Genomic DNA, 12,328 nt, shown 5'->3' with positions numbered 1-12,328 from the left:
TTGTGCAGTCATATGCGTATGTGGCCGCAGTAAAACAGGTTATCTTATATAATGAATATATATGAGGGATTGAAGGAGGAAGATTATGCTTGAGATTAAGCTTCCTGAGTCAGAGGCAGCTGCAAAGATTATCGTCGTAGGTGTTGGTGGCGCAGGTAACAACGCGGTAAACCGCATGGTGACGGATGGTATCGTGGGCGTCGAGTTCATCGGCATCAATACCGATAAGCAGGCGCTTCAGTACAGCCAGGCACCGACCACGATGCAGATCGGCGAGAAGCTGACGAAGGGACTCGGCTGCGGCGGCAGACCAGAGGTAGGTGCGAAGGCTGCAGAGGAGAGCTCTGAGGATATCACCGCTGCACTGCAGGGTGCCGATATGGTATTCGTTACCTGTGGTATGGGCGGCGGAACCGGAACCGGTGCAGCACCGGTCATCGCGAAGATTGCGAAGGATATGGGTATCCTTACCGTCGGCGTCGTGACGAAGCCGTTCCGTTTCGAGGCTCGTCAGCGTATGACGAACGCAATCGATGGCATCAAGAAGCTGAAGGAGTCCGTAGACACCCTGATCGTCATCCCGAATGACCGTCTGCTTGAGATCGTAGATCGCAGAACCACGATGCCGGATGCATTGAAGAAGGCCGACGAGGTTCTCCAGCAGGCTGTACAGGGCATCACGGATCTGATCAATGTTCCAGGCCTCATCAATCTCGACTTCGCAGATGTTTCTTCTGTTATGAAGGATAAGGGTGTGGCGCATGTCGGTATCGGCGCAGCCAAGGGTGACGAGAAGGCGACCGAGGCGGTGAAGATGGCGATCTCCAGCCCGCTTCTCGAGACCACCATCGAGGGCGCTACAGATGTGATTATCAACATCTCCGGAGACATCTCCCTCGTAGAGGCAAACGAAGCCGCTTCCTATGTCGAGGAGCTGGCAGGTGATAATGCAAACATCATCTTCGGTGCGATGTATGACGAGAATGCCCAGGATGAGTGTAAGATCACCGTCATCGCAACCGGTATCGAGGATTCCGCGGCGACCAGCTCTGCATTTGATACGCTGAAGAAGCCGGCGCAGCCGAAGGCAGCCGCACCAGCAGTGCAGGCAGCAGAGACCACGGTCAGACCGACCATGCCGAGCTTCCTGAACGGAAACACCAGCTTCCAGCCGCAGCTTCGTCCGACGACTCCGGTGACGGTAGCACCACAGGAGCAGACGCTTGCACAGGGCGCAGCACCGGTACAGCCGCAGCAGCCGACCTTCCGTCCGCAGCAGAATAAGGAAATGTCCATCAATATTCCGGACTTCCTGAGAAACAGAAAGTAATCACTTCAACCCTGAAGATAGAAATGAGAGGCTATGTCTTTACGGCATAGCCTTTTTTGTGCTATGATGATTGACGATTTTGTGTGTGTTTTTAGATTATTGAGGATAGAATGGCAAGTTTAAAAGAAGAAATCGAGAAGAGACGTACGTTTGCGATTATTTCTCACCCGGATGCCGGCAAGACGACACTGACGGAGAAGTTCCTTCTGTATGGAGGCGCGATCAATCTCGCAGGTACCGTCAAGGGGCGTAAGGCAACCAAGCATGCGGTTTCCGACTGGATGGAGATCGAGAAGCAGAGAGGTATTTCGGTTACCTCCTCTGTGCTTCAGTTTAATTATGAAGGAAAGTGCATTAACATCCTGGATACACCGGGACACCAGGACTTCTCGGAGGATACCTACCGGACACTCATGGCAGCCGACAGTGCGGTCATGGTCATCGATGGTGCGAAGGGTGTCGAGCCGCAGACCATCAAGCTGTTCAAGGTTTGTGTGATGCGCCATATCCCGATTTTTACCTTCGTCAACAAGTTTGACCGTGAGGCCCGGGATCCATACGAGCTGCTTGATGAGATCGAGAACGTCCTCGGTATTCATACCTGCCCGATCAACTGGCCGATCGGCTGTGGGCGTAACTTTAAGGGCGTCTATGACCGTGAGACCGAGATGGTGGAGCTCTTTACGGCAAACGCCGGCGGTACGAAGGCCGTGGCCGAGCAGGATGTTTCGGTGAATGATCCTGGCCTCAAGGACATGGTCGGCTTCGAGTATTATGATAAGCTGCAGGAGGACCTGGAGCTTCTCGATGGTGCCTCTGACGAGTATGACCAGGAGCGTGTCGATCGCGGCGACCTGACACCGGTCTTCTTCGGATCGGCGCTTACCAACTTCGGCGTTCGGACCTTCCTGGAGCACTTCCTGAAGATGACGCTGCCGCCACTTCCGAGAAGCAGTGACCAGGGCATCATCAGTCCGGTGGACGAGGCATTTTCTGCCTTCGTGTTCAAGATCCAGGCCAATATGGATCCGAAGCACCGTGATCGTGTGGCATTCATGCGTATCTGCTCCGGTGAGTTTGATGCCGGCATGGAAGTCAACCATGTGCAGACCGGTCGTAAGGTGAAGCTGAGCCAGCCGACCCAGATGATGGCGGATGAGCGTAAGATCGTGGAGAAGGCGTATGCGGGCGATATCATCGGTATCTTCGACCCGGGCATCTTTTCCATCGGTGATACACTGGAGCTTTCCAATAAGAAGTTTTCGTATGAAGGCATCCCGACCTTCGCACCGGAGCACTTCGCACGTGTGCGTCAGGTGGATACCATGAAGCGGAAGCAGTTCGTGAAGGGTATCTCGCAGATCGCACAGGAGGGTGCGATCCAGATCTTCCAGGAGTACAACACCGGTATGGAAGAGATCATCGTCGGCGTGGTCGGCGTTCTCCAGTTCGAGGTACTGAGCTTCCGTCTGAAGAACGAGTACAATGTTGAGATCAAGCTCGATCAGCTGCCATATGGTTATATCCGCTGGGTGGAGAACTACACCGAGGTCGATATCGATCATATCCAGGGAACCTCCGACATGAAGATCGTAAAGGATCTGAAGGATCGTCCGCTGCTGCTGTTTGCACACGAGTGGTCCGTTGGTATGGTACTCGAGCGGAATAAGGAACTGAAGCTGACGGAATTCAGCCGGAACTAAGGCGGCTTCTACTATTAAAAACGAAAGCCGGCGGCTGTGCACGCGGGTTTTCGATGAAAAAACTGTCATCTGACAGGAGCTATCATAGTTGAAAGGACAGACTGTTATGAATGAGAAAGTAAATAAGTGGATCGAAGAGCACATCGACGAGTATACAAAGGATCTGATCGATTTCTGCTCGATCAATTCTGTAAAGGGCGCATATGCGGAAGGAAAGCCGTATGGTGATGGTTCCTTCGATGCGCTGAATTTCGGTATCGATCTGGCAGCGAAGTACGGCTTCCCTGTGCAGAGCTACGACGGCTATGTAGGTACCGCCGATTTCGATCCTTCTCTTCCGAGATGCCTCGATATGCTGGCACATACCGATGTCGTACCGGCAGGCGAGGGCTGGACGGTGACGGAGCCGTTCAAGCCGATCGTGAAGGATGGCCGTATCTATGGCCGTGGCACCTCCGATGATAAGGGACCGCTTCTCTGTGCGCTGTATGCGATGCGTGCACTGAAGGAGACCGGTGTCGAGCTGAAGAAGGGCGTTCGTCTCATCATGGGTGCGGACGAGGAGACCGGCTCCGGTACCGATATCGCGAAGTACTATGCGACCGAGCCGGAGGCTGAGATGACCTTCTCTCCGGATGCTGAGTTCCCGCTCATCAACATCGAGAAGGGCCAGTTCCGTGGCACGATTTCGAAGACGGTAGAGGAGTCGACCGCACTCCCACGTCTCGTTTCACTCGAGGCAGGTCTTGCACTGAATGCCGTTCCTCAGAAGGCGACCCTTCGTTTCGAGGGTCTCGATATGAACCTCGCAGAGGCACCGATGAACGAGGTCAGCGAGCTCTGCGGTGTAGAGTGCACACAGACCGGTGTGGATGAAATCACCATCGTCGGTGTATCTGCACATGCGTCTACCCCAGAGGGTGGTAAGAACGCAGGTCTCGCTGCGATGATCCTGGCGACGAAGCTTCCGCTCGCTGCCTGTGCACAGATCGATGCGATTAAGGCTATGCTGGAGATCTTCCCGTGGGCGGAGACCGACGGTGCGCACCTCGGTATCAAGATGGAGGATGCGGAGTCCCATGCACTGACCTGTACACCGGACCTCTATCATGTGGATCCGTGCTATGTCGAGGTGAAGTTCGACAGCCGTACACCGGTGATGGCGACGAAGGAAAACTGTCAGGATGCAGCGGAGAAGACGGCGCATGCCCATGGCTTCGACTTCGAGACCCCGGGTATGATTCCGCCACACAGAGTGGCTGCAGACAGTGAATTCGTTCAGAAGCTGCTTCGTGCCTATGAGCAGGTGACTGGTCTCAAGGGTGAGGCGATGGCCATCGGCGGCGGTACCTACGTTCATGACATCAAGAATGGTGTGGCCTTCGGTGCGGTTCTTCCTGGCATCGACACGCACATGCATGGTGCGGATGAGTTTTTCGATCTCGAGAACATCGTGCTGGCGACCAAGGTCTATGCAGAAGCCATCATCGAGCTCTGCTCATAATACATAAAGAAACATCGAGAGTTGAGTCCGCTATAGGCATGCCCTATAGCGGATTATTGTTATTATGTATTTGCTTTTAACTTATAGAAGTCGTAAACTGTGGACATTAAAAAGAGGCGGCGAGTGAAAGACGTCGAACCCGCGGCCTCGGGAGGATGTAGTATGGCAAAGGGTGATAAGATCATCCGGATGGTGAATATGGGCAAGACCTTTCACACCTCGAGTGGGGACGTGAATGCGCTCGATGACATCAATCTGGACATTCTGGAGGGCTCGGTACAGGGTATCATCGGTCTCTCCGGCGCGGGCAAGTCGACACTGGTCCGCTGTATCAATTATCTGGAGGTCCCGACGAGCGGACAGGTTCTCTTCGAGGGAAAGTCCCTCGGGGATATGAGCGATAAGGAGGTCCGGGAGGCGCGTCGCAAGATGGGCATGATCTTCCAGCAGTTCAACCTGCTGGATCAGCGGAATCTTCTTCGGAATGTTACCTTCCCGCTGGAGATCGCAGGGGTCGAGAAGAAAAAGGCACAGGAGCGGGCGATGGAGCTGCTGAAGCTCGTCGGCCTCGAGGACAGGGTGAAGAACTATCCGTCCCAGCTGTCGGGTGGACAGAAGCAGCGTGTGGCGATCGCCCGGGCGCTCGCGACGAATCCGAAGGTGCTCCTCTGTGATGAGGCGACCTCAGCGCTGGATCCGAAGACCACGAAGCAGATCCTCGATCTTCTGAGGAAAATCAATCAGGAGATGGGCGTCACGGTCATCGTCATCACGCATCAGATGTCTGTCATCGAAGCCATCTGTGATAATGTCGCCATCATTGACCACAGTCACATCGCGGAAAGCGGTCCGGTATCGGAGGTCTTCAGTAATCCGAAGACAGAGATCGGACGCCGTCTGATCCTCGGGGATGGCAATGCCAATGCGATCCAGCCGGTGAACTTCGGGGACAGTAAGAATCCGAAGATCCGTATCATCTTCGATGGACAGAAGGCACATCGCCCGATCATCTCGGACATCGTACTGAGCTGCAACGCGCCGGTCAATATCCTCTTCGCCAACACGAAGGAGGTAGAGGGCCAGGCCGTCGGACAGATGGTCGTAGAGCTTCCGGACAGTGTGGAGGAGGCAGAACGCATCACCCACTATCTGAGATCGAACGATATCCGCTTTGAGGAGGTGAAGTAAGATGGATGCATCATCGATTTCCATGTATCTGAAGGAAACCTGGGCCACCATATATATGACCCTGATCTCGAGCAGTATCTCGTACCTGATCGGTATCCCGCTGGGCGTGATCCTGGTGGTGACAGATAAGGATGGCATCCATCCGATGACACCGGTTCATACGGTGCTCGGGGTGCTCATCAACATCTTCCGTTCGATTCCGTTCCTGATCCTGCTGGTGATGGTGCTGCCGCTGACGAAGATGCTCGTCGGCACGACACTGGGACCGAAGGCCATCATTCCACCGCTGATCATCGCATCGGCACCGTACATCGGACGTATGGTGGAGTCGAGTCTGAAGGAGGTCAATGCTGGCGTCATCGAGGCAGCGAAGTCCATGGGTGCGACGAACACGCAGATCATCTTCAAGGTGCTGCTGCCGGAGGCGAAGCCGAGTCTTCTCGTCGGTGCAGCCATCTGTATCACGACGATCCTCAGCTACTCGGCGATGGCCGGCTTCGTCGGTGGTGGCGGACTCGGTGCGATCGCACTGAACTATGGCTACTATCGTTATCAGACCGACATCATGCTGATCGCGGTCGCAGTACTGGTGATCCTCGTACAGATCATTCAGGAATTCTGGATGCGCTTAAGTGCGAAAACCGATAAGCGGGCCAGAAATTAACATTTGTATATCCCACTGGATATAAATAAACGATGCATATGGTATCGAAGAACCGGTCGAGGACCGGTGAGGAGGAAAAAATTATGAAGAAGAACATCACACTTGCACTTGCTGCTGTTCTCGCTGCTGCATCCCTTGCAGCCTGCGGTTCATCCAGCACACCAGAGGCAACCACTGCAGCTGCTACGACCGCCGCTGCAACCGAGGCAGCGACAGAGGCTGCAACGGAAGCGACGACAGAGGCTGCTGAGACGACCGCCGCTGCTGCAGAGGCATCCGACGCCATCGAGCCGCTCGCTGAGCCGGTCGACATCAAGATCGGTGCGACACCAAGCCCACACGCAGAGATCCTCGAGGCAGCGAAGGATGACCTTGCGGCCGCTGGTGTAAACATTGAAATTGTAACCTACAACGATTATGTACAGCCGAACCTCGCGACCGAGCAGGGTGAGATCCAGGCAAACTACTTCCAGCACCAGCCATACCTCGATGACTTCAATGCAGAGAACAAGACCAGCCTCGTATCTGTAGGCAAGATCCACTATGAGCCGTTCGGTATCTACGCCGGCAAGTCTTCTGATCTCGCAAACATCGCCGATGGTGCACAGATCGCGGTTCCGAACGATACCACCAACGAGGCACGTGCGCTTCTCCTCCTGCAGGATAACGGTATCATCACCCTGAAGGATGGTGCTGGTCTCAAGGCCACCAAGCAGGATATTGTCGAGAATCCGCACAATGTAGAGCTCCTCGAGGTAGAGGCTGCGCAGATTCCGAGATCGGTTGATTCCGTAGATTTCGCTTGCATGAACGGTAACTACGCGATCGAGGCCGGCTTCAAGCCATCCGACGCACTGGTTCAGGAGGATCCGAACTCCGAGGCTGCACAGACCTATGGTAACATCGTCGCTGTAGCAGAGAAGGATAAGGACGCGGACTGGGCGAAGAAGCTCGTCGAGGTTCTTCAGTCGAAGAAGGTTGCAGATTTCATCAACGAGAAGTATGAGGGCGGTGTCATCCCTCTTCAGTAAAACGGATCGTGCAGACAGGAAGCAGCCATCCGTGTTGATTTCGACTGCATTGGCCAGAAAAAAGTGAACAGGCGACAGGCTCTGGAGAAAGCTCCAGGGCCTGTTTTTTCGTGCGTTCGACGAGTCACGCGGGCGCGTGAAGCGGACGGATATAAAAAAGAGAATGGAAAGAGCGGGTGCCATAACTTTTGCATTTGACCCTTCCTATTTTGCTCCTGTCGTAGTATAGTAGACTCTGCACACAAGATATAGTATATGAGCAGTAGCATAAAAACAATATTTTGTAAACCGTTAACTATAAAAAAGAAAAATCCGTCGGACGGAATAAAAGAGAAAAGGGAGAACAGTCATGGGAACACAGGAAAAGGACCTCGCGTCGAGGCAGAACGTCATCAAGCGAAATGGTAAGGAGGTAAACTTCGATATCTCGAAGATCGCGAATGCGATCCGGAAGGCGAACAAGGAGGTCGATCCGATCTACCAGATGAATGAGTACCAGATCAAGGGCATCGCGGAAAACGTAGCGGGCCAATGCGCGAAGCTGGACCGTGCGGTTTCTGTCGAGGAGATCCAGGATATGGTCGAGACCGGCATCATGGAGATGCGTGGCTATGAGGTCGCACAGAAGTACGTGCGCTATCGCTATACCCGTGAGCTGGCGCGTAAGGCGAATACCACCGATGAAGAAATCCTGTCCCTTCTCGATCAGTCAAACGAGGAGGCGAAGCAGGAAAACTCGAATAAGAATCCGGTGATCAACTCCACACAGCGTGACTATATGGCCGGCTATGTATCGAGAGACCTCACCAACCGTGTGCTTCTCCCGGAGGAGATCACGAAGGCACACCGCGAGGGCATCATCCACTTCCATGATTCTGATTACTTCGCACAGCGTGAGCACAACTGTGATCTCGTGAATCTCGAGGATATGCTGCAGAACGGCACCGTGATCTCCGGCACCATGATCGAGAAGCCGCACAGCTTCTATACGGCCTGCAATATCACGACACAGATCATCGCGCAGGTGGCATCGAACCAGTATGGCGGACAGTCCTTCACCCTCAGCCACCTGGCACCGTTCGTGGACGTATCCCGTCAGAAGATCACGGGCCGCGTGCTGGAGGAGAATGCAGAGGCCGGCGTGAGCATGACCGACGAGCAGGTACGGAAGGTCGTGGAGAAGCGCCTGGAGGAGGAGGTCGTACGTGGAGTACAGACCATCCAGTATCAGATGATCACCCTCATGACCTGTAACGGCCAGGCACCGTTCGTTACGATGTTCATGTACCTCGATGAGGTACCGGCGGGTCAGACCCGTGATGACCTCGCGATGGTCATCGAGGAGGTGCTGAAGCAGCGCATGCAGGGCGTCAAGAATGAGAAGGGTGTCTGGATCACACCGGCCTTCCCGAAGATCATCTACGCACTGGATGAGGACAATATCTATCCGGAGAGCAAGTACTACTACCTGACGGAGCTCGCAGCGAAGTGCACCGCGAAGCGCATGGTGCCGGACTACATCTCGGCGAAGAAGATGCGGGAGTATAAGGGCGATGTTTACCCGTGCATGGGCTGTCGCTCCTTCCTGACACCGGATAACGAGCAGCAGCCGGAGGGCCTCTGCAACGATGATAATAAGGCCGATGCCGGCAACTTCGTGAAGGGCCAGCATAAGTATTACGGCCGCTTCAACCAGGGCGTGGTGACGATCAACCTCGTGGACGTGGCCTGCTCCGCCCATGGCGATATGGAAGCCTTCTGGCGCATCTTCGATGAGCGCCTGGAGCTCTGCCATCGTGCACTTCGTATCCGTCATGAGCGCCTGATGGGCACCACCTCGGATGTCGCACCGATCCTCTGGCAGTATGGCGCACTGGCACGTCTCAAGAAGGGGGAGAAGATCGATAAGCTTCTCTTCGGAAACTACTCCACCCTGTCCCTCGGCTACGCCGGCCTCTATGAGATGTGCGTACGTATGACTGGAAAGTCCCATACCGATCCGGAGGCGAAGCCGTTTGCACTGAAGGTTATGCAGCATCTGAATGACAAGTGCGCCGAGTGGCGAAAGGAAGAGAACATCAGCTACTCACTCTATGGCACACCGATGGAGTCGACGACCTACAAGTTTGCGAAGGCCCTCCAGAAGCGCTTCGGTATGATCGAGGGTGTTACGGATCACAACTACATCACGAACTCCTATCATGTGAATGTTCGTGAGAAGATCGATGCCTTCACGAAGCTGAAGTTCGAGGCGGATTTCCAGAAGCTGTCACCGGGCGGTGCCATCTCCTATGTCGAGGTGCCGAACATGCAGAATAACATCCCGGCGGTGCTCAGTGTCATGAAGTTCATCTACGACAACATCATGTATGCCGAGCTCAACACGAAGTCAGACTACTGTGAGTGCTGCGGCTACGACGGTGAGATCCAGATCATCGAGGATGAGCATGGAAAGCTCGTCTGGGAGTGCCCGAACTGCGGAAACCGTGATCAGACGAAGATGTCGGTTGCACGCAGAACCTGTGGCTATATCGGTACCCAGTTCTGGAACCAGGGCCGTACACAGGAGATCAAGGACAGAGTGCTTCACCTGTAAACCTATAACTCTATCTCAAATATAATAACGCTATCGCAAGTAAGACGCAGAACAGCTGGATCGGGTGACCGGTCCAGCTGTTCTGGAAACGGCAGGAGGTGCAGAGGTGCATTACGCAGAAATAAAGTATTTTGATATCGCGAACGGTCCGGGGGTTCGTGTGAGCCTGTTTGTTTCGGGCTGCACACATAAGTGCCCGGGCTGCTTCAACGAGATCGCCTGGCCGTTTGATTATGGACAGGAATTCACGAAGGAAACGGAGGATGAGATTCTCCGGAACCTTGCAGACCCGGCATACCAGGGTCTGACGCTGCTCGGCGGGGAGCCGATGGAGCCGCAGAACCAGCCGGCCGTGCTGTCCCTCGTACGCCGCTTTAAGGCCCTGTATCCGGAGAAGGATCTCTGGTGCTTCAGCGGTTACCTCTATGACCGCGATCTTCTCGGAAAGATGGTGGATCAGGTGCCGGAAACGAAGGAGCTTCTAAGCTACATCGATGTTCTCGTGGATGGGCCGTTTATCATGGCGGAGAAGGATGTGACCCTGCTGTTCAAGGGCTCGTCAAATCAGCGGACCATCGATGTGCAGAAGTCGCTGCAGGCCGGCCACATCATACAGTGGGATCCGGGTGAAGACACAACAATTTCACATACGGCACATCTCTAGATGTGGTATACTTATGGAGCTGTGAAGAACAGCTCCGTTTTTGATTATGCACGCAAAGCGTCCGGCTTCGTACCTGCTTCGGCGGGTGAAGACGATGTCGGATAGCTGGATGAAAGGAACATGCGTGCATGCTGAAGATATCCATGGAGGATAGAGCCTATGATGACAAATACTCAGATTCGTGCCTTCGCCCGGAACCAGCTGCGTGGCAACTGGGGCGCGGTGATCGGTGCCGGCTTTCTGATTCTGTTTTCGATGTTCGCATATTTCGTAGTGCTGTATGCGGTCGTTGTTCTCGGCAGCTTTTCGCCGCTGTTCGGGCACTCCACCGTCTGGTCACTTCGGATGGATCCGGCTGTGCCACTCGCCATCCAGGCACTGCTCGGCATCGTGATCGCCGCGCTCCTCTTTCTCGGGCTCTGGCTCTATGCCGGCCTGTCACTGGGGATGCAGCAGATGTATTTCGCGGTCGCACGTGGCCGCCGCGTCCGCGTGACGGATGTGTTTCATGGCTTCCGGAACCTTCCGCACATGACGCACTTCTTCGGTACGCTTCTCGTGATCTGGTTCATCCAGATTGTGCTGGAGATCCCACAGATCATGATCGGGCATCACTACGGTACCGGCACCTTCGATTACCGCGTGACGCAGACGATCACAAGCTTCATCGTGTATGTGATCGGGCTGTACTTCTCGATGGCAGCGCTGGCCTCCGCGGACCATCCGTCGATGCGCACCTGGACGGCACTCCGGACCTCGCTCCATATGATGCGAAATAAGAAGATGAAGCTGCTCGGTCTGTATCTCAGCTTTTTCGGCTGGGTACTGCTTATGGTCTTCACCCTCGGCCTCGCCGGCATCTTCGTGCAGCCCTACCTCAGTCAGGCGGTGACGATCTTCTACCTCAGCGCCTACAGTGACGACTATCCGTCCGGTGTCGAGGAGGCAGAGTACCGCGAGGTGGAGGAGGCAGACTATCGTGAAGTGAAGGAGCCTGCCGATCAGGCGACGCAGGATACGGGCGTCCACCCGAGCAATGAGAAAACCGCATCTCGAAGCTTCGATGATGTACGTAGAGAATATACGCAGGAAAGTGTAGGAACAGACACGGATACAGAAGGAGAGAATCTATGAAGTGCCCGTTTTGTAATGCAGAGGATACCCGGGTCATCGACTCCAGACCAGCGGATGAGAACACAGCCATCCGTCGACGCCGCCAGTGCGAGCTGTGTGGCAAGCGCTTCACCACCTATGAGAAGCTTGAAACCATGCCGATGATGGTGATCAAGAAGGACCAGAGTCGCGTGCCATACGATCGCTCGAAGATCGAGGCCGGCATCATCCACAGCTGCCATAAGCGCCCGATCTCCACGGCGCAGATCAACCGGATGGTGGACGAGATCGAGAACGAGATTTTCTCGACCGGGGAGAAGGAGGTTCCGACCTCCCGCATCGGAGAGCTCGTCATGGATAAGCTGAAGTCCGTGGATCAGGTCGCCTATGTCCGTTTCGCCTCGGTTTACCGGGAGTTTAAGGACGTGAACACCTTCGTGGAGGAGATCGGTAAGCTGCTTACGAATCAGGCACAGCACAGCAGTGCGGAGTAAGCGCAGGACAAGCGTAGACGAGACAGAATAAGGCGGAGAGA

10 protein-coding genes are annotated in these 12,328 nt (G+C 54.7%); all 10 read left to right on the top strand.

From position 1 onward, the window contains the following. Window positions 1-85: 85 nt before the first annotated feature. The 10 genes from ftsZ to nrdR all read left to right on the top strand — a co-directional run bounded on the left by ftsZ (window position 86) and on the right by nrdR (window position 12,287). Complete coding sequence (ftsZ, locus tag ACTNC3_RS00820; protein WP_441226160.1) at window positions 86-1,330, top strand: cell division protein FtsZ; 1,245 nt, start codon at window positions 86-88, stop codon at window positions 1,328-1,330. Window positions 1,331-1,440: 110 nt separating this feature from the next. Beyond that, on the top strand, window positions 1,441-3,033 hold the full coding sequence (locus ACTNC3_RS00815; RefSeq protein ID WP_410042445.1) for a peptide chain release factor 3: 1,593 nt from the start codon (window positions 1,441-1,443) through the stop codon (window positions 3,031-3,033). A gap of 106 nt (window positions 3,034-3,139) precedes the next feature. Beyond that, a complete protein-coding gene (locus ACTNC3_RS00810) occupies window positions 3,140-4,537 on the top strand; it encodes a Sapep family Mn(2+)-dependent dipeptidase (RefSeq protein ID WP_441226159.1) in 1,398 nt (465 codons plus the stop codon). 162 nt (window positions 4,538-4,699) lie between these two features. Further along, window positions 4,700-5,725, top strand: coding sequence for a methionine ABC transporter ATP-binding protein (locus ACTNC3_RS00805; RefSeq protein ID WP_441226158.1), 1,026 nt, complete (start codon window positions 4,700-4,702; stop codon window positions 5,723-5,725). A gap of 1 nt (window position 5,726) precedes the next feature. Further along, window positions 5,727-6,389: a methionine ABC transporter permease gene (locus ACTNC3_RS00800; RefSeq protein ID WP_410042448.1), complete on the top strand. Its 663-nt coding sequence runs from the start codon at window positions 5,727-5,729 to the stop codon at window positions 6,387-6,389. Window positions 6,390-6,472: 83 nt separating this feature from the next. Then, a complete protein-coding gene (locus ACTNC3_RS00795; protein ID WP_441226157.1) occupies window positions 6,473-7,420 on the top strand; it encodes a MetQ/NlpA family ABC transporter substrate-binding protein in 948 nt (315 codons plus the stop codon). Between the two features lie 349 nt (window positions 7,421-7,769). Beyond that, window positions 7,770-10,016, top strand: coding sequence for an anaerobic ribonucleoside-triphosphate reductase (nrdD, locus tag ACTNC3_RS00790; RefSeq protein WP_441226156.1), 2,247 nt, complete (start codon window positions 7,770-7,772; stop codon window positions 10,014-10,016). Window positions 10,017-10,122: 106 nt separating this feature from the next. After that, window positions 10,123-10,680 carry an anaerobic ribonucleoside-triphosphate reductase activating protein gene (gene nrdG, locus ACTNC3_RS00785; protein WP_441226155.1) on the top strand — a complete coding sequence of 186 codons (558 nt, stop codon included), beginning with the start codon at window positions 10,123-10,125 and terminating at the stop codon, window positions 10,678-10,680. 159 nt (window positions 10,681-10,839) lie between these two features. Continuing rightward, entirely contained in the window at window positions 10,840-11,814 is a 975-nt protein-coding gene (locus ACTNC3_RS00780; protein WP_441226154.1) for a DUF975 family protein, read from the top strand. Beyond that, on the top strand, window positions 11,811-12,287 hold the full coding sequence (gene nrdR, locus ACTNC3_RS00775) for a transcriptional regulator NrdR (protein ID WP_410042453.1): 477 nt from the start codon (window positions 11,811-11,813) through the stop codon (window positions 12,285-12,287). Before ACTNC3_RS00780 ends, nrdR begins: the two co-directional genes overlap by 4 nt. The last annotated feature ends 41 nt before the right edge of the window (window positions 12,288-12,328 follow it).

Origin of the sequence: Oribacterium sp. HCP3S3_B9, assembly GCF_052064255.1 — a bacterium.
Taxonomy (GTDB): Bacteria; Bacillota; Clostridia; order Lachnospirales; family Lachnospiraceae; genus Oribacterium.
Note: the sequence above shows the minus strand (reverse complement) of the source record. Positions and strands in the feature narration are given on the sequence as shown.

What these genes read in the sequence shown, in the direction of transcription:
- ftsZ (WP_441226160.1), top strand. Translation starts at nt 86, where the DNA reads ATGCTTGAGATTAAGCTTCCTGAGTCAGAGGCAGCTGCAAAGATTATC.
- ACTNC3_RS00815 (WP_410042445.1), top strand. Translation starts at nt 1,441, where the DNA reads ATGGCAAGTTTAAAAGAAGAAATCGAGAAGAGACGTACGTTTGCGATT.
- ACTNC3_RS00810 (WP_441226159.1), top strand. Translation starts at nt 3,140, where the DNA reads ATGAATGAGAAAGTAAATAAGTGGATCGAAGAGCACATCGACGAGTAT.
- ACTNC3_RS00805 (WP_441226158.1), top strand. Translation starts at nt 4,700, where the DNA reads ATGGCAAAGGGTGATAAGATCATCCGGATGGTGAATATGGGCAAGACC.
- ACTNC3_RS00800 (WP_410042448.1), top strand. Translation starts at nt 5,727, where the DNA reads ATGGATGCATCATCGATTTCCATGTATCTGAAGGAAACCTGGGCCACC.
- ACTNC3_RS00795 (WP_441226157.1), top strand. Translation starts at nt 6,473, where the DNA reads ATGAAGAAGAACATCACACTTGCACTTGCTGCTGTTCTCGCTGCTGCA.
- nrdD (WP_441226156.1), top strand. Translation starts at nt 7,770, where the DNA reads ATGGGAACACAGGAAAAGGACCTCGCGTCGAGGCAGAACGTCATCAAG.
- ACTNC3_RS00780 (WP_441226154.1), top strand. Translation starts at nt 10,840, where the DNA reads ATGATGACAAATACTCAGATTCGTGCCTTCGCCCGGAACCAGCTGCGT.
- nrdR (WP_410042453.1), top strand. Translation starts at nt 11,811, where the DNA reads ATGAAGTGCCCGTTTTGTAATGCAGAGGATACCCGGGTCATCGACTCC.